Source organism: Edaphosphingomonas haloaromaticamans (assembly GCF_001853345.1).
Taxonomy (GTDB): Bacteria; Pseudomonadota; Alphaproteobacteria; order Sphingomonadales; family Sphingomonadaceae; genus Sphingomonas_E; species Sphingomonas_E fennica.
The window spans coordinates 2,792,907-2,817,574 of the sequence record NZ_MIPT01000001.1; the positions used below are offsets into that span (position 1 = coordinate 2,792,907).

The 24,668-nt window shown below is 63.8% G+C and carries 24 protein-coding genes and 1 tRNA gene; 9 read left to right on the forward strand and 16 right to left on the reverse strand.

Features of this window, described 5'->3' with window-relative positions:
* Positions 1-163: 163 nt before the first annotated feature.
* A complete protein-coding gene (locus BHE75_RS25300) occupies positions 164-715 on the reverse strand; it encodes a Wadjet anti-phage system protein JetD domain-containing protein (RefSeq protein WP_139181719.1) in 552 nt (183 codons plus the stop codon).
* A 562-nt stretch (positions 716-1,277) separates the two neighbouring features.
* On the reverse strand, positions 1,278-3,989 hold the full coding sequence (locus BHE75_RS12860; RefSeq protein ID WP_070934114.1) for a TonB-dependent receptor: 2,712 nt from the start codon (positions 3,987-3,989) through the stop codon (positions 1,278-1,280).
* A 287-nt stretch (positions 3,990-4,276) separates the two neighbouring features.
* Here BHE75_RS12860 and BHE75_RS12865 point away from each other — a divergent pair, with 287 nt between their 5' ends.
* From BHE75_RS12865 to BHE75_RS12880, 4 genes are read left to right on the forward strand one after another with little or no spacing between them, the layout of a single operon-like run.
* Positions 4,277-6,007: an IlvD/Edd family dehydratase gene (locus BHE75_RS12865; RefSeq protein WP_254684551.1), complete on the forward strand. Its 1,731-nt coding sequence runs from the start codon at positions 4,277-4,279 to the stop codon at positions 6,005-6,007.
* Positions 6,007-6,858 (forward strand): SMP-30/gluconolactonase/LRE family protein, encoded by an 852-nt coding sequence (locus BHE75_RS12870; RefSeq protein ID WP_070934115.1) that lies wholly within the window; start codon positions 6,007-6,009, stop codon positions 6,856-6,858. The genes BHE75_RS12865 and BHE75_RS12870 overlap by 1 nt, the downstream gene beginning before the upstream one ends.
* A gap of 29 nt (positions 6,859-6,887) precedes the next feature.
* Complete coding sequence (locus BHE75_RS12875; protein ID WP_070934116.1) at positions 6,888-8,015, forward strand: aldose epimerase family protein; 1,128 nt, start codon at positions 6,888-6,890, stop codon at positions 8,013-8,015.
* Between the two features lie 14 nt (positions 8,016-8,029).
* Positions 8,030-9,178: a cellulase family glycosylhydrolase gene (locus BHE75_RS12880; protein WP_438830591.1), complete on the forward strand. Its 1,149-nt coding sequence runs from the start codon at positions 8,030-8,032 to the stop codon at positions 9,176-9,178.
* A 274-nt stretch (positions 9,179-9,452) separates the two neighbouring features.
* Here BHE75_RS12880 and BHE75_RS12885 read toward each other — a convergent pair whose 3' ends face one another.
* Genes BHE75_RS12885 through BHE75_RS12900 form a run of 4 tightly spaced genes read right to left on the reverse strand, consistent with a single transcriptional unit; the run spans position 9,453 to position 13,583 of the window.
* Positions 9,453-10,481, reverse strand: a complete 1,029-nt coding sequence (locus tag BHE75_RS12885; protein ID WP_070934117.1) for a glycoside hydrolase family 43 protein — start codon at positions 10,479-10,481, stop codon at positions 9,453-9,455.
* A complete protein-coding gene (locus BHE75_RS12890) occupies positions 10,478-11,113 on the reverse strand; it encodes a 2-dehydro-3-deoxy-6-phosphogalactonate aldolase (RefSeq protein WP_070934118.1) in 636 nt (211 codons plus the stop codon). The genes BHE75_RS12885 and BHE75_RS12890 overlap by 4 nt, the downstream gene beginning before the upstream one ends.
* Complete coding sequence (locus BHE75_RS12895) at positions 11,110-12,006, reverse strand: 2-dehydro-3-deoxygalactonokinase (RefSeq protein WP_191225194.1); 897 nt, start codon at positions 12,004-12,006, stop codon at positions 11,110-11,112. The genes BHE75_RS12890 and BHE75_RS12895 overlap by 4 nt, the downstream gene beginning before the upstream one ends.
* Positions 11,979-13,583 (reverse strand): sodium:solute symporter family transporter, encoded by a 1,605-nt coding sequence (locus BHE75_RS12900; RefSeq protein ID WP_070934119.1) that lies wholly within the window; start codon positions 13,581-13,583, stop codon positions 11,979-11,981. Before BHE75_RS12900 ends, BHE75_RS12895 begins: the two co-directional genes overlap by 28 nt.
* A gap of 212 nt (positions 13,584-13,795) precedes the next feature.
* Between BHE75_RS12900 and BHE75_RS12905 the strand changes: the two genes are divergently transcribed.
* The 3 genes from BHE75_RS12905 (at position 13,796) to BHE75_RS12915 (ending at position 16,741) form a co-directional block, all read left to right on the forward strand.
* The gene (locus BHE75_RS12905; protein WP_084653201.1) at positions 13,796-14,836 is read left to right on the forward strand and encodes a family 43 glycosylhydrolase; all 1,041 of its coding nucleotides are present in this window, start codon (positions 13,796-13,798) and stop codon (positions 14,834-14,836) included.
* A 160-nt stretch (positions 14,837-14,996) separates the two neighbouring features.
* Complete coding sequence (locus BHE75_RS12910; RefSeq protein ID WP_070935852.1) at positions 14,997-15,734, forward strand: FadR/GntR family transcriptional regulator; 738 nt, start codon at positions 14,997-14,999, stop codon at positions 15,732-15,734.
* A 41-nt stretch (positions 15,735-15,775) separates the two neighbouring features.
* Positions 15,776-16,741, forward strand: coding sequence for a Gfo/Idh/MocA family protein (locus tag BHE75_RS12915; protein ID WP_070934120.1), 966 nt, complete (start codon positions 15,776-15,778; stop codon positions 16,739-16,741).
* Between the two features lie 102 nt (positions 16,742-16,843).
* Here BHE75_RS12915 and fghA read toward each other — a convergent pair whose 3' ends face one another.
* Genes fghA through BHE75_RS12935 form a run of 4 tightly spaced genes read right to left on the reverse strand, consistent with a single transcriptional unit; the run spans position 16,844 to position 19,535 of the window.
* The gene (gene fghA / locus BHE75_RS12920; RefSeq protein ID WP_070934121.1) at positions 16,844-17,686 is read right to left on the reverse strand and encodes an S-formylglutathione hydrolase; all 843 of its coding nucleotides are present in this window, start codon (positions 17,684-17,686) and stop codon (positions 16,844-16,846) included.
* Between the two features lie 16 nt (positions 17,687-17,702).
* Positions 17,703-18,086, reverse strand: coding sequence for a VOC family protein (locus BHE75_RS12925; RefSeq protein WP_070934122.1), 384 nt, complete (start codon positions 18,084-18,086; stop codon positions 17,703-17,705).
* A 22-nt stretch (positions 18,087-18,108) separates the two neighbouring features.
* Positions 18,109-18,426: a ferredoxin gene (locus BHE75_RS12930; protein ID WP_070934123.1), complete on the reverse strand. Its 318-nt coding sequence runs from the start codon at positions 18,424-18,426 to the stop codon at positions 18,109-18,111.
* A complete protein-coding gene (locus tag BHE75_RS12935; protein ID WP_070934124.1) occupies positions 18,426-19,535 on the reverse strand; it encodes an S-(hydroxymethyl)glutathione dehydrogenase/class III alcohol dehydrogenase in 1,110 nt (369 codons plus the stop codon). Before BHE75_RS12935 ends, BHE75_RS12930 begins: the two co-directional genes overlap by 1 nt.
* Positions 19,536-19,629: 94 nt before the next feature.
* Between BHE75_RS12935 and BHE75_RS12940 the strand changes: the two genes are divergently transcribed.
* Positions 19,630-20,550 carry a LysR family transcriptional regulator gene (locus BHE75_RS12940; RefSeq protein ID WP_070934125.1) on the forward strand — a complete coding sequence of 307 codons (921 nt, stop codon included), beginning with the start codon at positions 19,630-19,632 and terminating at the stop codon, positions 20,548-20,550.
* Positions 20,551-20,572: 22 nt separating this feature from the next.
* Here the strand turns inward: BHE75_RS12940 and BHE75_RS12945 are convergent, their stop codons facing one another.
* The 4 genes from BHE75_RS12945 to BHE75_RS24095 form a co-directional block, all read right to left on the reverse strand.
* Positions 20,573-20,890 (reverse strand): putative quinol monooxygenase, encoded by a 318-nt coding sequence (locus tag BHE75_RS12945; RefSeq protein WP_070934126.1) that lies wholly within the window; start codon positions 20,888-20,890, stop codon positions 20,573-20,575.
* A gap of 1 nt (position 20,891) precedes the next feature.
* The gene (locus BHE75_RS12950) at positions 20,892-21,497 is read right to left on the reverse strand and encodes a VOC family protein (RefSeq protein ID WP_070934127.1); all 606 of its coding nucleotides are present in this window, start codon (positions 21,495-21,497) and stop codon (positions 20,892-20,894) included.
* A gap of 83 nt (positions 21,498-21,580) precedes the next feature.
* Positions 21,581-22,438, reverse strand: a complete 858-nt coding sequence (locus BHE75_RS12955) for a hypothetical protein (RefSeq protein ID WP_070934128.1) — start codon at positions 22,436-22,438, stop codon at positions 21,581-21,583.
* 8 nt (positions 22,439-22,446) lie between these two features.
* Positions 22,447-22,710, reverse strand: coding sequence for a hypothetical protein (locus tag BHE75_RS24095; RefSeq protein WP_139181720.1), 264 nt, complete (start codon positions 22,708-22,710; stop codon positions 22,447-22,449).
* Positions 22,711-22,752: 42 nt separating this feature from the next.
* Here BHE75_RS24095 and BHE75_RS12960 point away from each other — a divergent pair, with 42 nt between their 5' ends.
* A complete protein-coding gene (locus BHE75_RS12960; RefSeq protein ID WP_015457203.1) occupies positions 22,753-23,187 on the forward strand; it encodes a hotdog fold thioesterase in 435 nt (144 codons plus the stop codon).
* A 20-nt stretch (positions 23,188-23,207) separates the two neighbouring features.
* Here BHE75_RS12960 and BHE75_RS12965 read toward each other — a convergent pair whose 3' ends face one another.
* Both BHE75_RS12965 and BHE75_RS12970 read right to left on the reverse strand, forming a co-directional pair.
* On the reverse strand, positions 23,208-24,284 hold the full coding sequence (locus BHE75_RS12965) for an NAD(P)-dependent alcohol dehydrogenase (RefSeq protein WP_070934129.1): 1,077 nt from the start codon (positions 24,282-24,284) through the stop codon (positions 23,208-23,210).
* Between the two features lie 106 nt (positions 24,285-24,390).
* Positions 24,391-24,475: transfer RNA gene (locus tag BHE75_RS12970), tRNA-Leu, on the reverse strand.
* Positions 24,476-24,668: the final 193 nt, after the last annotated feature.

The window sequence follows — 24,668 nt, forward strand, 5'->3', positions numbered from 1 at the left end:
ATCTGCAATATCGGTGCGATACCAAAGTGATTGCCTTAGCGGCCAAGCACACCACCTGGGCATAGAAAAGCCCTGCGAACCAGGTTTTGAAATGGCGGAACCGAGGGGTGCGAACCGTACAGGGTAAGCGACATCGAAAACCTGCGGACCGTGGGCGAGCAGATTATCTTGCGCCGCCCTTCCCTGCCTGTTCCACGCGCAGATATTCGGCGAGTTCGACGAACGCGGATTCCCCGGGCAGTTCCGGGACCAGTTGCTGACCCTCCGGTGCCGTCCCCATGCTCTGGGCCAGATCAGCTTGCATGAGGTGGGGTATGACGCGCCCGCCAAGCGGGGTCTCAAGATGGCGCCCGATCCTTACGGCAACTGGATCGACGTCTCCCCAGCGGTGGAACGGAACTCCAGTAGCCATAAGCATTATCCGCAGGAGGGTGAGCACTGCCGACGACGGGAAGCCGCCGGAGTAGACAACCACATCACCAGGCCCCCGGCAGAACCGCACTGCCGATTGAAGCTCTCCAGATTCTCGACCGTGAGGATTGAACGAATCGGAGCAGCGGGGCGAACGCCGGGGACGAGCTCCGGCGGCACGCCCACATAGGGCCAGGCCGCAACATCGGCTCCTTCGACAAGCACCGGCCCAGCCACCAACACCGGGAGGGCATATTGCCCAGGCCGAGCTGTTCCAGAATCTTTTCCCTGGACCATTCGGCATCGACGATTCCAGTCTGCCGCAGATAGGCGATGAGCGTCGGCAGCGCACGCTCAAGCGCCTTGCTGCCACCGAGAAGACGCGCCGACCTGGTGCACAAGAGAATGTCGGCCGGGAGTTCGCAGAATGCGGCGTCCGCCGCGCGCACGAGCGGAATGGCGCCCGCAATATCTCAACGCCCAGCGAGACGAGGCGGCGGCGGCCTTCCCCGCCAGCGCCCGCGCCGTCTCCGTACAGGGGCGGTTGTCAGCATCTGGGCCCTCGGAGTCCTGCCAATGAAGGCATAAAGGCGCCCGGCGTCCGCCAGGATCAGGCGCTCGATCAGGTGCGGAGCCCCAGCCAAGTTGGATGGCACCCGCCTGCGCTGCATCGGTTAGCAGTTCCGCCAGAGTCCGCATATCCGTCGGCCCTCGCGGCAGAAAATCGCAGAAAACCGGCTTTCTTTGAGCCGCTGAACCTCTGATTTGATGCCCTCCGAACGGAGAGGCCATGAACAGGACGCCTTATTGATACCGCGATGGGAGGGAAGGCACGAGCCCTCGCCTCCCCTCCCAGTACCATTGCATCAATATTTTACGCGGATGCTCGCACCGTAGAACTTGTCATCGATACGAATGTCGTGGGGGAATGCAGGATTATCGAAATAGCTGTAATATTTCCCACCAGTCACGTTGACGCCATCCACCGTTACAGTGATGTTCGGCGTTACGTCGTAGCCGATGGAGAAATCAAGGCGCCCATTGGATTTCACCTTGTTGAACTGGCTCGTCGTGTCCGGTCCCGCCAAGGTGCCGGCGCCGAACAGCGTCTCGTTATAGCCGGAGCGCCAAGTATAGACCACGCGCGCGGTGACACCGTACTTCTCGTAGAGCGCGCCAGCGGTGTAATTATATTTGGACACCCCGAGCAGCCGTTCCCCTTCCAACAGATCGCCCGGTGTCGTGACCTTGCTGTCGGCAAGGGTGAAGGTGCCCATCGCGCCGAGGCCATCGAAGCCCTCCGGCAGGAAGTCGAAGAACATCTGGCCCGCCACTTCGACGCCCTTCAGCTTCGAGGAGCCAACGTTACGCGGCTGGGTGATCTCGTACCTGTAGCCGTCGATGGTCTGGATCGAGGTCGAGGACGCCACGCGGTCCTTCAGCTTGCGGTAATAGCCCGCGATCGACACATAGCTCGAACGGCCGAAATAATATTCCGCGGTCACATCGAAATTGTCGGAAAGCTGCGCCTTGAGGTCCGGATTGCCGCCCGAGCCAGCCAGGGTGACGTTCGGGTTGCCGCCGGGAGCCGCAAGCGACAGGCCCGGATTGAGATCGCCGAACGTCGGACGCGCCATGGTCTTGGCATAGTTGGCGCGGAACTGCAGTTGCGGCGTGGCGCGGAAGCGGATGCTGGCGTTCGGCAGGGCGTAGACGTCACTCGTGTCCCGGCTCACCGGAACGAACAGGTCGCCGCCGTCCGGAGCGCCGCCGATCACACGCGAGGTGCCGTCGAGGGTGCGCCTGGTGCTCACGACGCGCACGCCGACCAGGCCATCGATCAATGCCGTATCGCCCAGATCGATCTGGTACTTGCCCTGGACATATGCCGCCCAGGTCTTTTCCGAGGCGTCGTAATTGCGCGTCGGATCCCAGGCAGGGTCGCCCGCCGGCGCGCCGTAGAGCGCCCGCAGCTCGTCTGTGTTGTTGAGCAGATAGTCGGCATTGGGCGTGTACCAGTGCGACCCGTTGTTGATGTACGGGATCGAGTCCGGCGAGCGCACCATGAAGTCCGACGGCAGCCCAACCGATGAGACCAGGGTTCCACGATCCGGCCCCGGGAACGGGGGGCCGCCTGCGACCGCGCGGAACGAACCTTTGCGGTCGGAGTAGCGCACGCCAGCCTGGAATTCACGCAGGACGTCACTGTCGATGTCGAAAGTCGAATCCAGCTTGAACGCATATTGCCGGCTATTGGATTTGTTGAGGTCCTGGAACAGCGTGTTGGCGAAGACGAAGCCATCCGGATTGCTGAGGGGGTCGCCCTCCATCACGGTGGTTCCGTGGCCATTGTCATCCACGATTACGTTCACCGTGCCGTTATGCTTGGCAACGTCAACGATGATGGTGCGATTGCTGTTCTTCGACTGAATATAGCTGGCATCGAATACGAGGTGGGCGGTGTCGGTATCCCATTTGACGCCGCCGCCGAGAACATATTGGTCGGTCCGCTGCTTCTTCGCCTGCGTGCTGGTGAGTTCATCGACGCCGTTGAAGGTGGCCGACTGTCCAAGACAAAGATTCTCGACCGGATCGGTGGAACTGCCGTTGAAGCCCGCGCCGTTAACATGTGCGGAGAAGCAGTCGCTTCCGGCTACGGCGTTGGTTATGCTGTTGCCCGCGAAAAGGTCGGCGAAAATGAAGTTGGTCGCGAACTTCGACCGATAACCCGTGTAGAGGCCATCCACGTAGACCTGCAATTCCGGCGTGATTTCCCACTGGAATGCAGCATTGACCTGCGGGCGGGTATTATGTCCCGTGTCCGTGGTGCCACCCACGCACGTAGGCAGCACCATATCGGTCGCTCCCGGCGGGCCATGGTTAGCCGAACGCGGATCGCAGTTGAACGATACCGGGCGACTGAAATTATTGCGGCCGTACGATACGTCGACCAGCAGCCCCATCTCGCCATCGCCCGCATCCCAGCGGTTGGAGACGAGCACGCCGCCCGTATAGCTGGTCTTGTCCGAAACGTCGCCATGATAGACGCGGCCGTTCGCCGCGACGGTCAGGCCCTTGCTGAAATTGAAGGGTTTCTGCAGCTTCATGTCGATGACGCCGGCGACGCCGCCTTCGATCAGGTTGGCCGAGTTGGACTTGTAGACGTCGATACCGCCGATCGCCTCGGCCGGCAGATCCTGGAACGAGAAACCGCGGCCCACCCCGGTGAAGATCTCGCGCCCATCGAGCGTCGTCAGGATGTCGCCGATGCCGCGGATGATCGGGTTCTGGATCTCGTTGTTGAAGCCGTTCTGAACCTGCACGCCAGCGATGCGTTGCAGCGCGGACGCAACGGAAGTGTCGGGCAGCTTGCCGATATCCTCGGCAACGATCGAATCGACGACGAGGTCGGAATTGCGCTTCACGTTGCGCGCCGCCTCGAGGCTGGCGCGCTGGCCGGTGACGATGATGTCGTTGGCATCGGCCGGCAGCGGCGCGGCATCCTGCGCATGAGCCGGCGCGGCTGCGGCAAGCGCGAGCGCCGAAGACGACAGGATAAGCGTAGCGATATGGTTCATGGTCCTCCCTCCTGGAAAGCCGGTCCCTTTGCGAGGACCTTGTCCGTGCTCGTAGCCCCGCTATTTTAGTCCGACAAGCCATATTTGTCGGATAAATAAGTTGATCGCAAAAAAGGCCGATGATAGCAGCATTGCTCAACGCTTCGGCCGTGGCATCTGCGGCACATGGCGCGGCGAATCGGCCGAGATCGAGGGAGGCGAGCATTCATTCCGCTGACAATGGCACCACCGGCAGCGCGCTGACGCTGCGCTCCCGTGCCTGGTTCGACGATCCGCACAATCCGGACATGACGGCGCTCTATCTCGAGCGCTATCTCAACTACGGCCTGTCGATCGAGGAGATGCAGTCGAACCGCCCGATCATCGGCATCGCGCAGTCCGGCAGCGACCTGGTGCCCTGCAACCGTCATCACCTGGTGCTCGCCGAACGCATCAAGGCGGGCATCCGCGACGCAGGCGGCATTCCCATCGAGTTCCCCAGCCATCCGCTGCAGGAAACCGGCAAGCGGCCCACGGCGGGGCTGGACCGCAATCTTGCCTATATCAGCCTTGTCGAGCTGCTCTACGGCTATCCGCTCGATGGGGTCGTGCTGACGATCGGATGCGACAAGACCACGCCATCCGCCCTGATGGCCGCGGCTACCGTGAATATCCCGGCCATCGCCCTTTCGGTCGGCCCCATGCTCAACGGCTGGCACGAGGGCAAGCGCACCGGCGCGGGCACCATCGTATGGAAGGCGCGCGAAATGCTGGCCAAGGGCGAGCTGGATTATGCCGGCTTCCTCAAGCTCGTCGCCTCGGGCTCCCCGTCCACCGGATATTGCAACACGATGGGCACGGCGACGACGATGAACTCGCTCGCCGAGGCGCTGGGCATGTCGCTGCCCGGCTCGGCGGCGATCCCCGCACCTTATCGCGATCGCCAAGAGTGCGCCTGGGAGACCGGTCGCACCATCGTCGAGATGGTCAGGGCCGACCGAAAGCCCTCGGACATCCTCACCCGCTCGGCATTCCTCAATGCCATCCGGGTGAATTCGGCGATCGGCGGATCGACCAATGCGCCGATCCATCTCAACGCCATCGCGCGTCATATCGGTGTCGAGCTCACGCTCGACGACTGGGAAAGGCACGGTGCCGACGTGCCGCTACTGGTCAACCTGCAGCCTGCGGGGGAATATCTCGGCGAGGATTATTATCGTGCGGGCGGGGTCCCGGCGGTCATGGCCGAACTGCACGCCGCCGGCCTGATCGACGGCGAGGCGCTTACCGCCAACGGCCGCACCGTCTCCGCGAACCTTGCGGACGCCAGGATCCTGGACGAAGACGTCATCCGCCCCTTCGCCCGGCCGCTCAAGCATGCCGCCGGCCTTACCGTGCTCAGCGGCAACCTGTTCGAAGGCGCGGTGATGAAGCTCTCGGTCATCTCCGAGGAATTCCGGAGCCGCTATCTTTCGGACCCGGAGCGCCCGGACGTATTCGAGGGCCGCGTCGTCGTCTTCGACGGCCCGGAGGACTATCACCGCCGCATCGACGAGCCAGAGCTTGGTATCGACGAGAACACCATTCTCGTCATTCGCGGCGCCGGCCCGGTAGGCTATCCCGGCGGCGCGGAAGTGGTGAACATGCGTCCGCCCACGGCGCTCATCCGGGCCGGCATCCACGCGCTGCCGTGCATCGGCGACGGGCGCCAGTCCGGGACTTCGGGTAGCCCGTCGATCCTCAACGCCTCGCCGGAGGCGGCGGTAGGCGGGGGGCTGGCGCTGCTGCGCACGGGCGATCGCGTGCGCATCGACTTGCGCGCGCGCAGTGCCGACATGCTCGTCGACGACGCGGAGATCGCCGCGCGTCGCCAGCAACTGACCGAGATCGAGCGCGGCATCACGCCCGAATCGCAGACGCCCTGGCAGGAAATCCAGCGCAGCCTCGTCGGCCAGTTCGCGACCGGCGCCATCCTTGAAGGCTCCGAGAAATATCAGCGCATCGCCCAGACGCGAGGCCTGCCGAGAGACAGCCATTGATGGCTGCGGTGCGCGTCGTCCCTCGCGATCGCGTGGATGTGCTGGGCGAAGGACTGTTCTGGTCGGTGCGCGACGGCGCGCTGTTGTGGACGGATATCCTGGGCCGGCGGATCAACCGCTTCCGGCCTGCAACCGGCCAGGTCGAAAGCTGGGAAGTGGGCGATGTGGTCGGCTGGATCATCGGCCGGGCCAAGGGAGGCTTCGTTGCCGGCATTGGCCGCTCGATCGCTCAAGTCTCGTTCGATCCATTCATCTGCGAGACCTTGGCTGATATCCCGGGCGAACCGGCAACCAACCGCGTCAACGATGCGGCCGCCGATCCGCAGGGGCAGCTATGGTTGGGCACGATGCCCTATGCGTGCGATGCGCCGACGGGCTCATTCTACCGTTTTTCGAAAGGAGGCATCAGCCGCGCCGCGCCAGAGCCCTTCACCATCCCCAACGGCCCGGCGATCGATCCCACCGGCCGCTTCCTGCTGCACACCGACAGCGCGATGGGCGTGATCTTCCGCCACGAATTGCACGACGGCGTGCTGGGTCCCCGCGAGCCATTCGTCACGTTCGAAAACGGCTGGGGCTCACCCGACGGCATGGCGTTCGATGCCGAGGGTCATCTCTGGGTGGCCTGCTGGGGGGCGGGATGCGTGACCCGCTTCAGCCCCGAGGGCCGGCCCGTGCGGCGCATAGAGCTTCCTGCCAGCCAGATCAGCAATTGCACCTTCGGCGGCGCGGACCTCGACCGGCTCTACGTCACCAGCGCCGCCGATGGCGTGGACGAGGAGCATGGCGGGGCGCTGTTCGAAGTCGACCCCGGATGCCGCGGCCTGCCCCCCTTCCCCTACGAAGACTAGAATCAGAACAAGATACGAATGGAGAGACGATGCTGAGGATCATGGCCGCTGCCGCCCTGCTGGGCACGGTTTCTACTTCCGCGCTCGCCGCCGAGGCCCGTCGCGAAACCTTCGGCCAGTTGCCCGATGGTCGGGCGGTCGAGGCGGTAACGCTGACCAATGGTAAGGGCGTTTCAGTGCGGGTGATGACGCTCGGGGCCTCGATCCAGTCGGTCATGCTGCCCGGCCGCGACGGCAAAGCCACCGATGTGGCCGTCGGCTATGACAGTCTCGACGGCTATGTCAGGGACGGCCAGTATTTCGGCGCCACCGTGGGTCGTGTCGCCAACCGCATCGCCAACGGCAAGTTCACGTTCGACGGCAAGGACTATGCGGTTCCCGTCAATAACGGCCCGAACTCGCTGCATGGCGGAACCAGGGGGTTCGACAAGGTCCTGTGGGCCATCCGTGCCGTGAAGGCCGATAGCAAGCAGGCTAGCGTCACCATGCGCTACATCAGCCCGGACGGCGACCAGGGCTATCCCGGCACCCTGACCACCGATGCGACCTATACGCTCGACGAGCGCAACCAGCTGACGATCGCCTACACGGCCACCACCGACAAGCCTACCGTGGTGAACATCTCGAACCACGCCTATTGGAACCTCGCCGGTCCCGGCCTCAGCGCCATGGATCACCTCCTGACCATCCCGGCAGAACGTTACACGCCCACCGATGCAACCTCGATTCCTTCGGGTGAGCATCGCAGCGTGGCGGGCACCGTGTTCGACTTCCGCCAGCCCACCGCCGTGGGTGTGCGCGTGCGCGACGGACGAGACGAGCAGATCCGTTACGGGCGGGGCTACGACCATAATTGGGTCATCGGCGATGCGGTCTCCACGGACCAGCATCTGATGGCGCGCGTCAGTGAGCCGATGTCAGGCCGTGGCTTCGAACTGTGGTCGAACCAACCGGGGCTGCAATTCTACTCGGGCAATTTCATGGACGGCACGATCGTCGGCAAGGCCGGGCATATCTACCGCCAGGGGGATTCGCTGGTCTTCGAGCCGCAGCTTTTCCCGGACAGCCCCAATCAGCCGCAATTCCCGTCGGTTCGCCTCGATCCGGGCCACACCTACCGGAATGTCATGACCTACAAGTTCTTCATCGCAGAATAAGAAGGGGATAATCTGTGAAAGCTCTCGCAGCCTGCCTGCTGGCCTCCGCCACGGCACTGATCGCCATGCCGGCCGAAGCGCGCCCGCAATGGACGCCCGCCCAGGCCAAGGCCTGGTACGCCAAGCAACCATGGCTCGTCGGCGCCAACTATACCCCCGCCAATGCGATCAACCAGTTGGAGATGTGGCAAGCCGAAACCTGGGACCCCAAGCGCATCGACTATGAATTGGGCCTCGCCGAGGGCATCGGCATGAACACCATGCGCGTGTTCCTGCACGACCTGCTCTGGCAGCAGGATCCCGAAGGCTTCAAGAAGCGCATCGACGAGTTCCTGACTATCGCCGCCCGGCACAAGATAAAGCCGCTGTTCGTCCTGTTCGACAGCTGCTGGGATCCCGTCCCCGTTCCCGGCCCGCAACATCCGCCGATCCCTGGCGTCCACAATTCGGGCTGGGTGCAGGGCCCCGGCCTTCCGGCGCTGCGCGATCCGTCGCAGGAACCGCGTCTCAAGGCCTATGTGCAGGGTGTGATCGGCGCCTTCGCCCAGGATGCGCGCGTGCTCGGCTGGGATCTCTGGAACGAACCTGACAACGGCGCCGACCAGTATAAGGGCCAGGATGGCAAGGAACCTTTGGTGCGCGCCCTGCTCGCCAAGGCGTACGACTGGGCCCGCGACGCCGATCCCACCCAGCCGCTCACCTCGGGCGTGTGGCAGCATGACGACTGGTCGAGCGACGCCAAGCTCACGCCGATGGAAAGGCTGCAGCTCACGCAGTCGGACGTGATCTCGTTCCATGATTATAACTGGCCCGAGACGTTCCAGGGGCGGGTCAACCAGCTCAAGGTCTACGACCGCCCGATCCTGTGCACCGAATATATGGCGCGGGGCAATGGCTCGACGTTCGATGGCTCCCTGCCGATCGGCAAGCGCGAGAATGTGGCGATGTTCAACTGGGGCTTTGTCGATGGCGAGACGCAGACCCGCCTGCCTTGGGATTCCTGGAAGAAACCCTATACCCAGGATGAACCGACGATCTGGTTCCACGAAGTGTTCCGGAACGATGGCACTCCCTATCGCCAGGCCGAGGTCGATCTGATCCGCAGCCTGGCCGATGCGCCCAAGGGCGTCGTCCCGGCCGCAAGGAAGGGTGCTGCGAAGTAATGCTGGACGGGCCCCGGGCCGGGCCGACACGGAGAAGCGCAAGCCTGTCGCCCCGGCACTCGCCGAACCGCGCGTCTTCTCTGTCGGACCGGTCGGGGCCGGGAGCTATGCCAAGCCCGCACCGTTGAAGGCGACGCTCAGGCGTTGCCGCCGGCAAGCCATCGTTATCGGGTCCACCTGATCCGCGCGGGCAGGTCCCTGCCCGCGCAAGGATGGCGCAACGAAAACCCTCCCTCCCCGACCGGGCCTGACAGTCCGCGATGCCTTGCCCGTATCAGGGCCGGGGTGCGGGGACCGGCTCGCCCGCACGGGCGGGAATTGGGAATACCGGCATGCCCTCCGCCGTCCATTCCATTCGCTGCACGCGCGGCGAGCGCGCAGCCGTGCATTTGCGATCGGCGCCGTCATTGGCGTGATAGACGATCCAGGTCTGCCCACCGCCATCTGTGGTGAAGAAACCGTTGTGCCCCGTCGCATAGACGTTGTTCTGCGGCGCCTTGGCGAGCACCGGCCGCGCCGACTTCTCCCAGCTCGCCGGGTCCATCGGATCGCGCCCGGGCCTGGCATGAAGCAGCCCCAGCGCATAGTCGTCCGACCAGCAGGCGCTTGCGGAATAAGCGAGAAACAGGTCTCCCTTCGGCCCCACAAGAAATTCGGGGCCTTCCAGTATCTGGCGCCCGCCCTGGCGTTCGAAAGCAAGGTCCGGGCGTGCGATGATCGTCTCGCCAGGGCCCAGCGTCCAGGGATTGGTCATGGGTGCGATGGCCAGCACGCTGTCAGGCCCATCATAGGCCGAGTAGACAAAATAGAGCTTGCCGCCATGTTCGAACACCGTTCCATCGATCCCGGTTTTCGCCGTGTTGACGCGGCCCCGGTCGATCCAATGGCCTGCGAGCGGATCCGCAGCGGCATTTTCCAGCACGAAGATGCCGCGATGCGCATCGTCGTCATGACCCGCTTCGGCAGCGGTATAGTAGACATACCACTTCCCATCGATGCGGTGCAGTTCGGGTGCCCAGATCGAGATGGCGTTGGGTCCGGTCGCCGGTGGCGTCCAGATCACATGCTCGGGCGCATCGGCCAGCTTCGAGAGATCGTCGGTCCGGCGGATAGCGATATGATCGCCCTTGGTCCCGAGGAAATAAAAGGCGCCGCCTTGATGAACGATCCAGGGATCGGGTCCACTCGGCAGGAGCGGATTGGTCAGCGTGGCCGCGGGCGTCGGCGTCCTCGATATATTCGCCGTGCAGCCGCCGAGCGCCAGGACGCAGGCAAGCGCCGCGGGAGTAAATGCGCGGATCATGCCCGGCCCTCCATTTCCGTCCATCGCTGCACGAAGGCGCGCGCGTTGGCCGCGATCTCCTGCGCGGTCGCACCGACGCGGTATAACGCCGAACCGAGGCCGAAGCCGTCCGCGCCCGCCTGCCGCCATGGTTCCATGTTGAGCGGGGTAACCCCGCCCACCACCAGGAGCGGCACCTGCTTGGGCAGCACCGCCCGTTGCGCCTTGACGACAGCCGGGCTGGCCGCCTCTGCCGGGAATAGCTTGAGGCCGCTCGCCCCCGCGGCCAGAGCGGCGAAAGCCTCGCTGGGCGTGAAGTAGCCCGGCAACGACACCATGCCGCGCCGAGCGCTCTCGGCGATCACGGCAAGATCGACGTTGGGCGAGACGATCATCGCGCCGCCCGCATCCTGCACCTGCCCGACCTGCGCGCTGGTCAGCACCGTGCCGGCGCCAACGATCGCCGTCTCTCCGATGCGGCGCGCCAGCTTTTCGATGCTTGCCAACGGGTCAGGCGAATTGAGCGGCACCTCGATCAGGCGGAAGCCGGCTTCGACAAGTATGTCGCCTGCGGCCTCCACCTCTTCCGGACGGATGCCGCGCAAGATGGCGACGAGGGGGAGATGCGCGAGGGCGGTGGAAAGATCGGTCATGACTTGATGTCCCAGATGCGGGTGATACCGGCGACGAAAGCGGCATGGCTGTCGACGAGGACGGCCTCGCCCCCGGCGATGGCGATGGCGGCACTATAGAGCCGCGCGAGAAGGCCGTTGGCGAGCAGGTGGACACGTTGTCCGGGCTGGGTGATCCGCGCACGGCAATCGGACCCGATCAGCAGGCCGCTGACATAGGCCGCCGCCGTGCCCGGCGCGCGCCGGCCCAGGATGGAGGCGGCACGCACACCGAACAGCGCGGCCAGCAAATCCTCGTCGGCGCAGGCCGCCACCCCTTCGCAAAAGGCATCGTCGGCGTCGACTTCGCCGGCCATCTCACCGCCGATCAAGGCATGGGCCTTGAGCAGCGCGAACATCTCGCCGGTCATCGCGGTTGTGAAATCGGCGAGAGTCCCGCCTTCCATGGTCGCCCACTTGGCGTGCGTGCCCGGCTGGCACAGCAAGGCATCGGCAGGCGCCAGCCCGGCCTCGATAGCGCCGAGAAGCTGCACCTCCTCTCCGCGCATCACGTCCTGGCGCCGGCCCACATCGCGGCATACGCCGGGCACGATGGCAATGCCGTCCAGCGGCGAGACCAGATGAGCGGCGAGATCCGGCAGTGCGGCAGGCGCCGGGACGTAGCCCGCATCGTGCCACCCCCGGTTCGATCCGACCATGCCTGCCAGCAGCATGGGCAGCCCGCCATGGCGCGCGCGCAGCGCCGCCACGGCTTTCGGGAAGCCACCGGCCGGGATCGAGAGGATGCCCATCTCATCCCGCTCCGTGGCAACGACGTCGGCACCCTCGATCAGGTAGGTGCGGCGATTGGTAGTGCCCCAATCGACCGCGATGAATGCCGCGCCGCTCACCAGAATACCGCGTAGAGGACGCACAGGACCAGGATCACGGCGATTGCTCCTGCATTGAAGCCTGTCGAAGTGGTATAGCGCACATCCCCGGTCGAGATCGTATCCTTATCCCGGCGCGCAGGCGTAACGAGCGAAACGATGATCGCAAGCGCGAGGGCGGCAAGGAACACCAGGCCCATGCGGTCCATGAAAGGAACGGCCGGCGCCCACACCTTGAAACCCCACGACAGCGCCACGGAAGCCACCGCCGCGCTGATCGCGCCAGGTTCGTTGGCGCGGCGCCAGAACAGGCCTAGCAGGAAGATCACCGTGATACCCGGCGTGAAGAAGCCGGTGAATTCCTGAATGAACTGGAAGGCCTGCTCGCTCGAACCCACCAGGGGGCGGGCGGTAAGGATGGCGATGACGATCGCGACGATGGCAGCGATGCGGCCGACCAGCACCAGCCTGCGTTCGTGCGCCTCGTTTCCAGCGATGGCGGCGGCTTCACGCCTGCGGAATTTGGCCCAGACGTCCAAGGTGAAGATCGTCGCGATCGAGTTGATCTTCGAGGCGGTGGACGCGATGATCGCCGCCACCAGCGCCGCGAAGACCAGGCCGAGCAGCCCAGGCGGCAGCAGGCGCATCATCGTGGGGTAAGCCTCGTCCGGTTTGCCGAGCTCGGGCGCCAGCACGACCGCAGCTATGCCGGGCAGCACGATGATGATCGGCATGATCAGCTTGAGCACCGCCGCAAACAGCATGCCGCGCTGCGCCTCGTCGATCGATTTGGCGGCAAGCGCCCGCTGGATGATATACTGGTTGAAGCCCCAGTAGCTCAGGTTGGCGATCCACATGCCGCCGATCAGCACCGAGAGGCCCGGCAGATCCATATAGTGCGGATCGCCCTTTTTCAGGATCATGTGGAAGTGATCGGGTGCGCGTTCCAGGAGGTGCGCAAACCCCGCGGCGATGCCACCGCCTCCCCCACCCTGCGCGCCGATCTGACCCAGCGTGAGGATCGCGATCACCAGCCCGCCCAGCACCAGCAGCGTGACCTGCACGATGTCGGTCAGCGCCACGGCTTTTAGGCCGCCCCGCAGCTGATAGAGAAGCGCGAATACGCCAAGTCCGACGAGGGCGACATCCTGGTTCACGCCCGCGACCTTGGTCACCGCGACCGATCCCAGCCAGATGATGCTGGTGAGGTTCACGAAGATGTAGAGCACCAGCCAGAACACCGCCATCAGCGTGCGGATGCCGGAACCGTAGCGCCGTTCGAGGAACTGCGGCATCGTGTATATTTCGTTGCGCAGGAAGATCGGCAGGAAGAACTTGCCGACGATCAGCAGCGTCGCCGCGGCCATCCATTCGTACGAAGCGATGGCAAGGCCGATCGCATAACCCGATCCCGACATTCCGACGATCTGCTCGGCCGAGATGTTCGCCGCGATCAGGGACGCACCTATCGCCCACCAAGGCAGGTTCTTCGATGCAAGGAAATAGTCGGTGGAGTTTTTCGGCCCCGCCCCAGCCTTGTCGCGGCTGACCCATTGCGCGAGGCCGAATATGCCGATCGCGTAGATCACGACCACGGTGATGTCGATCGTCGCCAGTCCCATCCTGCCTCACCTGAACCTGGAAGCGCTCTTGCTGCGGCGCCCTTGCGCAAGCCGATTGCGAATCAGCCCGGTCACACCCTTAGCGGCACATGAACACATTTATAATATCAATCTTGACATTGGCGACGATCGACGGTTTCTCAAGGCGCACAAGAAAGGGAGACGGACAGGTGAAACGGCGCATCGGCCACAGCATTTTGGCTATCACCATCATGACGACGGCGCTGGCCACGATATCGCCCGCGATAACGTCGGCGGCCCGTGCACAATCGACAGCGCCTCGCGCAGAGGCCGTGCCGGGCGCACCGGAAATGCCCTATGTCCATCCGGACAAGGCCTACCTCTTCGCGCACATGACCAAGGAGCGCTACGGGGTGCTCTATTACTCGGTTAGCCGCGACGGCCTGCACTGGGAACAGATCAACAGCGGACGGCCGGTATCGGAGGATTATCACGGTCACCCCTCGATCGCCCGCGGCGGCGACGGACGCTATTACCTGGTGGGCAACAACAGCGATGAGGACCCCTACATCCGTTTCTGGGTGTCCGACGACCTCATCTCCTGGAAACCCTACGGCACCTATCGGCCCGACCTGACGGACATTCCCGGCCTGCCCCATGCGCTGCAGCGCATCGGCGCGCCCAAGCTGTTCTTCGACAAGCCGTCAAACCGCTTCCTGCTGACCTGGCACACCGCCACGGTGCCCGGCGTTCCCGAAGATCCGGAACGCTATTGGGCCAGCCAGCGCACGCTCTACGTCCTCTCGCCCGATCTCAAGCGCTTCGATGAGGCGCCGCGCCGCCTGTTCGACTGGGATATGGCGACGATCGACACCTTCATCCAGCCCGAGGCCGATGGCAGCGCCTATTGCGCGGTGATCAAGGACGAACGCTATCCCAGCTACAACTGGACCACCGGCAAGACCGTGCGGATCTCCTGCGCCAAGGATCTCCTGGGCCCCTACCCGCCGCCCGGCCCGCCGATCAGCCCCAACTTCCGCGAGGCGCCGACCGTGATCCGCGCGCCAGGCGGGGAGGACTGGCTGATGTATTACGAACAATATGCCGGCACCAGCTACGGCCTTTCAAAAGCGCCGCGCCTGTCCGGCCCCTGGTTCCAGGTATCCGGCAACTCCGGCGTTCCCGCCTGGAACCGCTACGAAATGCCGGCAGGGCTGCGCCACGGATCGATGATAGAGATCAGCCGCAGGCAATATGACGCGCTGGTAAAAGCCTTTCCAAACCCACGCTGATTAGACGGGAACGCCGCTTTGGGGGGCGGTGGATACCGATCCGGTTCGACCGACCTAATCTTAATTATAAGATGAATCGACTTATCATATGAACGGGCCTTGTCTGGATGTAATGGGGCGTCCAGACTTGGCCCGCGATAGGAAGGACAGGAACAGGTTGGTGACACCGAATTCGCATCTCGTCGTCGACGAACCCATAACGCAGCTGGGACGGAACCTTACCTACGGGCTCCTCGACAGCATCGGCCGTGCGGTCGTCACCGGGCATTACGAGAATGAGGCCTTTCCCACGGAAGCCGAGCTTGCCAAGCAGCATGGCGTCAGCCGATCCGTCACGCGCGAGGCGGTGAAGATGCTGACCGCCAAGGGGCTGCTCAGCGCCCGACCGCGCCAGGGCACCACGGTGCAGCCCACCTCCTCATGGAATCTGTTCGACACGGATGTGCTGCGCTGGATGCTCGAGCGCCAGCTCTCCGTCGGCCTTCTGCGCCAGTTCAACGAGCTGCGTGTCGCGGTCGAGCCCGAGGCGGCAAGCATCGCCGCCAGCGTCGCCGACGAGAATGACATCAAGCGGATCGACGAAGGCCTCGAGCGCATGAGGGCGGCCGAACATGGGCTGGACGATCCCCTGGAATCGGACATCGCATTTCATGTGGCAGTCCTGCGCGCATCGAAGAATCCGTTCTACATCCAGCTCAAAGACGTGGTCGGAACGGCGCTGCGCACGTCGATCCGCTTCACCAATCGCATCAAGGGGCGCACGGCCGACGTCGCCGAGCACGCCAAGGTGCGCGATGCCATCGCCGCGCGCGATCCGGCAGCCGCGCGGTTGGCGATGCGAACCATCATCGGCGACGTGCTCGTTCTGATCGAAGATCGCGATCCCGCTTTTCGCTGATCGATGCGCGCGGGTGATCGCCTCGCCCGGTCCGGCCGACGATGCGCCGGCATGCCCTGACATATACATATCTTGAAGGATCGAGCGTGCAGCCTGTCAGATTGGGTCTCGTCGGCATCGGCAAGATCGCCGTGGATCAGCATCTTCCCGCCATTGCCGCGAACGCGGGTTTCAGGCTCGCCGCCACCGCCAGCCGACATGGGCAGGTCGAGGGCGTCGACGCCTACGCTCATATCGCAGACATGATCGCCGTCGCCCGGCTGGATGCCATCTCGCTGTGCACACCCCCCGCCGGCCGCCACGCGTTGGCGCTGACCGCCATCGAGGCGGGTCTGCACGTCATGCTGGAGAAGCCGCCGGCCGTCACGCTCTCGCAGGTCGAAGCGCTGGTGGGCGCGGCGCGGACGGCCGGCGTCACGCTGTTCGCCACCTGGCACTCGCGCGAGGCAGCGGGCGTGGCGCCGGCGCGCGCCTGGCTGCTCGACAAACGCGTAGAGGCGGTCCGCATCCATTGGCGTGAGGATATCCGCCGCTGGCACCCCGGCCAGGAATGGATCCTCGGCCCGGGCGGCTTCGGCGTTTTCGATCCCGGCATCAACGCGCTCTCGATCGCCTCGGAGATTCTCCCGCATCAACTCGTCGTCGAAAGCGCGACCATGGACGTGCCGCAGGGACGGGCGTCACCGATCGCCGCGACGCTGACCATGCGTTGCGGCCTGGCAGAAGTCCGCGGGGAATTCGACTTCCTGCAGACCGGCCCCCAGGACTGGTCGATCGAGGTCGACACCGACGCGGGCACGCTGCGCCTCGGCATGGGCGGCGCCCTGCTGCAATTGCCCGGAGAAGCCGAACGGCCGGCCGACGATCAGGAATATCCCCGCCTCTACGAACGCTTTGCGAACCTGATCGCCCGGCGCGAGATAGACGTCGACATGCGCCCTCTCCAGCTCGTCGCCGACGCATTCCTGATCGCCGAACGACGCGTTACCGATCCGTTTATATTCTAGGCGTTCGGTGCCAGACCGATATTCTGGAAGTAGCGCGTTGGGAGATTTGCAAAGGGATCGCCTCGACGCGAGGCCGATCCGAATGCCGGGTGTGATGGCTGGTCACAGCAGGCGCCTGGAATGCCAATGGAGATGGTCCGCCATGAAGGTGGAGATGAAATAATAGCTGTGATCGTAGCCAGGCTGTAGCCGCAGACTTAGGGGAATACGGGCATTGGCGCAGGCCTCGGCGAGCAGGCTGGGCCTGAGCTGTTCGGTCAGAAACTGGTCGGCGTCCCCCTGGTCGACAAGGATTTCCGCCACCCTTGCCCCATCCTCGATGAGCGCTACCGCATCATGTGCGCGCCAGACCGTCTCATCGTCGCCAAGATAGCCAGCCAGCGCCTTGCGCCCCCAGGGCACCCGGCTTGGAGCAACGATCGGGGAGAAAGCGCTGACCGACCGGTAGGTCTCAGAATTGGACAGCGCGATCGTCAGCGCACCATGACCGCCCATCGAGTGTCCCATGATCGACTGGCGTTCCGGGTTCACGGGAAAATGGCCCAGAACGACCTCGGGAAGTTCCCGCGTAAGATAGGACCACATGCGATAATTGGCCGAAAAGGGGGCCTCTGTCGCGTCCACGTAGAAGCCCGCGCCCAGTCCGAAATCATATGCCCCTACCCTATCATCCGGGACGCCTTCGCCACGCGGCGAGGTATCGGGCGCAACGAATATCAGGCCCAGTTCAGCGCACGCACGGCGATACTCGCCCTTCTCGGTGACATTGGCGTGCGTGCATGTAAGGCCGGAAAGATACCAGACGACCGGAAGCCCGGTTCCCTTGCGATGGTCAGGCACGAAAACCGAGAAGGTCATCTCGGTTCCGGTCGTCTCCGAAGCGTGTCGATAGACACCCTGCGTGCCGCCAAAACTACGGTTCTGCGCAACAGTTTCGAGCATCATCGTCACGCCGATCGCCCTATTCTGCGGTAAAGCTGTAGACGGCCAGTTTGTTGCCGTCCGGATCGCGCGTGTAGGCGGCAAAGGCGTTGGGCGCCCAGTCGCGCGGTCCCACCGCTCCTTCGTCCGGCCCGCCCAGCGCGAGCGCGGCCTCATGAAATGCCTTTACTGCCGCCCGGCTTGGCGCCTCGAAGCTCACGGTCACGCCATTGCCCACGCTCGCCGCCTCGCCATTGGCCGGCTTCAGTGCGAAAAAGCTTGGCTTGCCTTCGCCCCAGATCGAACCGTTGTCGCCAAGATCGGCGACGCGCGACCAGCCAAGCGTATCCAGCACCTTGTCATAAAAAGCTCGCGAAGCTTCGAGATCGTTCGTCCCAACGGTGACGTGTGTGAATGAAGTCATGATAGGTTCCTCGGGGTTGAAGTCAGTCTTCCGGCGCAATGGTGACCCGCAGGCCGTCGAGATGGTCGCCGAACATTATCTGGCACGACAGGCGCGAACGGATTGTCCTGTGGTCGGAGCTGTCTAGAAGGTCATCTTCGTCCGACGACATCGCACCAAGCCCGCTCTCGTCCACATGCTCTGCCTGGACATGGCAGGTCGCGCACGAACAGCAGCCACCGCAGAGCGCCAGCAGTTCGTCAAAGCCCGCGCCCCGCAGGATTTCCATCACGGACATGCCTGACGCACCCTCGATCTCCCGAAATTCGCCGGTTCGGGTGGTTACGAGCAGCCGGGCCATCAGTAGACCACGACGGACCGGATGCTCTCGCCGGTGTGCATGAGGTCGAAGCCCTTGTTGATCTCGTCGAGCGAGAGGACGTGGGTGATCATGGGGTCGATCTCGATCTTGCCGTTCATGTACCAGTCGACGATCTTCGGCACGTCGGTGCGGCCCCTGGCGCCGCCGAAGGCCGATCCCTTCCAGACGCGGCCGGTNACGAGCTGGAAGGGCCGCGTGCCGATCTCCTTGCCGGCCTCCGCCACGCCGATGATGATCGATTCGCCCCAGCCGCGATGGCAGGCCTCCAGCGCGGTGCGCATCACCTGGGTGTTGCCGGTGCAGTCGAAGGTGTAGTCCGCGCCGCCATCGGTGAGCGCGACGAGGTGCGCCACCAGATCGCCCTCCACCTTCGCCGGATTGACGAAGTGGGTCATGCCGAAGCGGCGGCCCCATTCCTCCTTGCCGTCGTTGATGTCGACGCCGACGATCTTGTCCGCGCCCACCATCTTCGCGCCCTGGATCACGTTGAGGCCGATNCCGCCCAGGCCGAAGACGATCACGTTGGCNCCGGGCTCCACCTTCGCCGTCTTCACCACCGCGCCGACGCCCGTCGTCACCCCGCAGCCGATATAGCAGCTCTTGTCGAAGGGCGCGTCCTCGCGGATCTTGGCCACCGCGATCTCGGGCAGGACGGTGAAGTTCGAGAAGGTCGAGCAGCCCATATAATGGAAGATCGGCTGGCCCTTGTAGCTGAAGCGGGTNGTGCCGTCCGGCATCAGCCCCTTGCCCTGNGTCGCGCGGATCGCGGTGCACAGGTTGGTCTTGCCCGACAGGCAGCTTTTGCACTGGCGGCATTCGGGCGTGTAGAGCGGGATCACATGATCGCCGGGCTTCACCGAGGTNACGCCCGCGCCCACCTCGCGGACGATGCCAGCGCCTTCGTGGCCCAGCACGCTCGGGAACAGCCCCTCGCTGTCCAGCCCGTCCAGCGTATAGGCATCGGTGTGGCAGATGCCGGTCGCCATGATCTCCACCAGCACCTCGCCTGCCTTCGGACCCTCAAGGTCCAGCTCCACGATTTCCAGTGGCTTCTTCGCCTCAAACGCTACCGCGGCGCGTGTCTTCATTCCCAGCTCCCGAATAAGGCGCGAATTTTGACCTTGCCAAAACGCCCCGTAAATCGCCATTTTGACAAATCATTATTGCAGATTAGGTATAATCATGAGGTCGAGCTGGGACGGCATCGAGGAGTTTCTCGCTGTCTATGATCGCGGCAGCTTTTCCGCCGCAGCCGATGGCCTGCGGGTCTCGCCATCCCATATCAGCCGCGCTGTATCGCAGCTGGAAGATCGCCTGCGCGTGCGACTTTTTCTCCGCACGACGCGAACCGTAACGCCCACCGACACGGCACACGCCTTTGCCGAGCGTTGCCGTCGCATGATCGCAGACCGCGAGGATGCGCTTGCTGCGATCGATGGTGAGGGACCCCCGCAAGGGACGTTGCGCATCACCTGCTCGATTGCATTCGGCGAGCTCTATATCGCACCTCTGCTGCGTCGCTTCGTCGAACTGCACCCCTATGTCAGCGCCGAGCTGGACCTGAACAATCGCATCCTCGACCTGATCGCAGAGAATTATGATCTCGCCATCCGGACCGGACACCTGGCGGACTCACGATTGATCGGCACGCGCATTGCCACAAGGCAGCTCCATGTCTGCGCGTCCCCCGACTATCTCGAACGCCATGGAGCACCCCAGACGGTAAGCGATCTGAACGGACATGCCTGCATTCCGGGGACGGCGGAATTCTGGCATTTCCTGGTGAAGGGCAGGATGGTGGAATTCCGCCCCACCGGCCGCTGGCGCTGCAATAGCGGCTTTGCGGTATGCGACGCGGCAGTCGCCGGTATGGGCATCTGCCAGTTGCCCGATTTCTATGTGCGCGAGCATGTCTCAACCGGGGCGCTCGTTCCTCTCCTGCAAGCCGACGCAGTACCCGAAGAGCCCGTCTGGGCGGTCTATCCGCATCGCGTACATCTCCAATCCAGAGTCCGGCATTTCATCGACATGCTTCATGCCGAATTGTCCGCAGCAACAGCTGTCCCTGGTTCAAAATCCCGCATACTTACTGGCGCCAGCTGATCAATTGGGTTTCCAGTCAGGATCAGCCTACAGAGAAATCGATATGGCAGAATTCGCCGTCGAACATGGCGACGATGGGAACCACCCGCTTCCGCAATTCAGCGCGTTCGGGCGAGGCAAGCATCCGGTCGACCGCTTCTTCACTCTCGAATTTCACCAGGATCTGGCAGGCGATCCGGGGAGCCAGCGGTTCATTGCGTTCAGGCCATAACGCCCAGGAATCCAACACCCCAGGCAGGGCTTTCAATCCAGGCACAAGGTCGCCGTCAATCGCGTTGCGAAAGCTGGCTTCTTGGCCCGGCTTGGGCGTGCCGATCCAGAAGGCGGACCGCATCCACATGTCAGTTTACCTCCGCGGGTGTGATGAAGGGCGTCATGCGTAGCGCAATTCTGCGCCGCCATTCGCTATAGGGTTCAAAGCCTTCCTGCGCCTTGCACAGGGCTTCGGTCTGCGCGCGGATTTCCTCGTCGGTCTTCGAGAAATCGAGCGGGATCAGAAAGGGTTGAGGGAAGTACCAGTCGGAATCGACGAAGAATTCCAGGTTGTTGCCCTCCGGATCATGCGCATAGATGCTCCACGCGATGCCATGATTGGCCGGAAACAGGCCGAAGCTGCCGGCTTCCACCAGTCGATCATGCATGTCACGCAGATCCGCGATCGATCCCATCTTGAAGGAAATCTGGTTGATGCTGGGGCCGAATTGGGGGTTGGCCGTGTTAGCTGGCATCCGTTCCGGCCGGCCCGTCGCCAGAACGATCTGGTGATGGTCCAGGGGGCTACGGGACAGGAAGACCAATTGCATGCCACCGACCTCACCGCGATCCGTGACTGTGAAGCCCAGGACCTGGGTGTAGAAGTCCTCCATCGGCTCGATATGGGTGACGCTGAGCCCCATATGGCTGAACATGAGGTTGGCGGCTGGCCTGCCCGGTGGCGGTGCGGTCATATATACCCTCTCATCCTGTTGCCCGCGCAAGCGGACCCGATCGCAATTCCCGTGGTCTGATGGCTCGAAACGGACCGGCGGTGTCATGCGCAGGCCGTCAGGTCGACCGGCGCTTCCCTGGCATCCGCACCCCGGTTGATCAGGGAAAGCGCGGCTACCAGTCGCTCGATCGCATCGGCCCGCCATTCGGACAGGCGCCACAGCACATGGCCATCGGGTCGCACTGCAATCGCACCGGTTTCCGTAATTCCCAACAGTTCGGCGGCGCCTGGTCCCAGGTTATGGTAAGGGCCGTCGAACAGAACGACCTTGACCGCCACTTCGGCTTCGCCGGCGGCCGCGTTTGCCGCTGCGTTCCAGCGGGCATCCCGCGCAAAAAGTGTTATGCCTGAAGGATCGACCAGCCCCAGCGTGGACTCCGCAAACCGGCCATCCGCCGAACTGAATGGCAGGCGGGCACCGGGGTGTGCATCCGGCAGATATTCGCATGGCGCGGATGACGGAGGTGGGGAACCATCGGGCACCACGATGCCGGCGGCATAAGACGAGCCGAGATCGATGCCCGCACCCTGCGCGAAATGCTCCGCCTGATTATCAATGGCGTCCTGCACCGCTTTCCTGCGGAGGACAGCGCCGGGAGTGTCGCCATCGATTGCCAATGTACCGATATCAAAGGAGACGATCGGCCCTTCAGCTGCATTTCCGGCAATCGGGGCAAGCGTCTCGAAGCCCAGGGCCGCGTCGATTTCGCCCATTTTCACCAGGTTCCTAACGCTCTGGTCGGTATTGCGCTGCGCAATCGGGCGACGTTCCGCCTCATAGCTGTCCAACAGCGTTTCCGGCGCGCGCCCTTTCAGACATGTTCGTGGCTTGAGGGTTTTCCGATCGCCGCGCCACATCGCTTCCATATAAAGCCCATGGACAACTTCGACCGTGAGCACCCTGGCCTTCAGCCCGCATGTTCACGCGCGGATCCAACGTGAGAGAACTGCCGCACTGATATCGCAAATCGCGCAATTTGATTAAAAAATTGGCAAATTTTGCTTGACAAAAAATCGAGAAATGGCGGAAAAATGCCATTTTTAAGGCTCAGATGGCACAACCGCACTGCAGAGGTCAGGGGTTCGATTCCCCTCAGCTCCACCAGACCCGACCTTTCCGGAACCGGATCATGACGGCTCAGGCCGGCGCGTTTCATCGCGATCCGGCGCATCCCGGTCTCCAGCCAATCCCGCACCTGTGAAGGGCACGCACCTTGGCAATCTGGCATAACGAAAGCATCGATCTCCAGGCGCTCACCGCCTTGGGCACGAACAACATGGCCGGCCATCTCGGCATCGAGTTCACCGATATCGGCGACAACTGGATCAAGGCCCGCATGCCGGTGGATGAGCGCACCCGCCAGCCTTATGGCCGGCTGCACGGCGGCGCATCAGTGGCGCTGGCCGAAACGCTCGGCTCGGTCGCGGGCGTGCTCACCGTCGATCCCGCCACCACCGCCGTGGTCGGCATGGAAATCAACGCCAACCATATCCGCCCGGTGAAGGACGGCTTCGTCCATGCGGTCGCAACCGCCGAATCGATCGGCCGCACCACCCAGATCTGGACGATCCGCATCACCGATGCCGAGGAACGCCTCGTCTGCCTGTCGCGCATCACCCTCGCGGTCATTCCCCTCGCCAGGGCATAAGGCGGCGCCCTGCCCCCCTCTCAGGGCTTGATCGCGACCTTCAGCACGCCGTCGCGCTGGTGCGCGAACAGGTCGTAGGCGGTCTCGATATCGTCGAGGGAGAAATGGTGGGTGACGAGCGGCTCGGTATTCACCCGGCCCGACCCGATCGTGTCGATCAGCCGGCGCATCCGTTCCTTGCCGCCGGGGCAGAGCGTGGTGATGATCTTGTTGTCGCCCAGCCCCGCCGCAAAGGCATCCACGGGGATGCGCAGATCCTCCGAATAGACGCCCAGGGACGATAGCGTGCCGCCCGGCCGCAGCACGCGCAGCCCCGCCTCGAACGTGGTCTGCGTGCCCAGCGCCTCGATCGAAACGTCCACGCCGCGCCCGCCGGTCAGCTTCAATATCTCGGATACCGGATCGACCTTGGTGAAATCCACCACATGATCCGCCCCCATGGCCCGCGCGATCTCCGCGCGGGCGGGGATCGATTCCACCGCGATTATCAGGCTCGCCCCCATCAGCCGCGCGCCGGCCGTGGCGCAGAGGCCGATCGGTCCCTGGGCGAACACCGCCACCATGTCGCCGATCTTCACCTTGCCCGATTCCGCGCCGCTGAAGCCGGTGGACATGATGTCCGGGCACATCAGCACCTGCTCGTCGGTCAGCCCGTCGGGCACCGGGGCAAGATTGGCCATCGCATCGGGCACCAGCAGATATTCCGCCTGCGCGCCGTCGATGGTGTTGCCGAACCGCCAGCCTCCGGCCGCCTTCCAGCCATGCCCGCCGGGGCCTCCGCACTGCGCGCCGCAGCCCGACAAGGAAGCGTTGGAATGGCCGCTCGGCGTGATGGCGCCCGCGATCACCCGCTGCCCCTCGCTATAGCCCTGCACCGCCGATCCCAGCTTCTCGATGATGCCCACCGGCTCGTGGCCGATCGTCAGCCCCGGCGCGACCTTATATTCGCCCTTCAATATATGGATGTCGGTGCCGCAGATGGTGGTGGTGGTGATGCGGATCAGNGCATCCAGCGGCCCCACATCCGGTATCGGCTTCTCGCCGAGGATGATCCGTCCCGGCTCGACGAAAATCGCGGCCTTCATCGATTGCGCCATGCCACCGCCTCCCGCTGGACGCCCCGGCGGCGCCAGCCGGTAAACTCGCCATGGCGATTATCGATCCCCGGAAAGGCCTTGCCGGAAATATTCCCCGGAAACGGGATGGTGCGGGCGGTCGGGCTCGAACCGACACTCCTTTCGGAACCGGATTTTGAGTCCGGCGCGTCTACCAGTTTCACCACGCCCGCACAGGCATTGGCCGGGGTCCGAATGGCAAAATCTCGGCGGCTCGTCCAGCGCCTTCATGCGCATCGCGCGCATCTTGCCCGCCAAAAGAAAAAGCGAAGAAATGGTGGCCTTATAATGCCACCTTGGCCCGGGCCTTTCCTTATCCTCACCGGATCGGCTGCCGTATTTGCCCCCATCCCTCGGGAAACAATT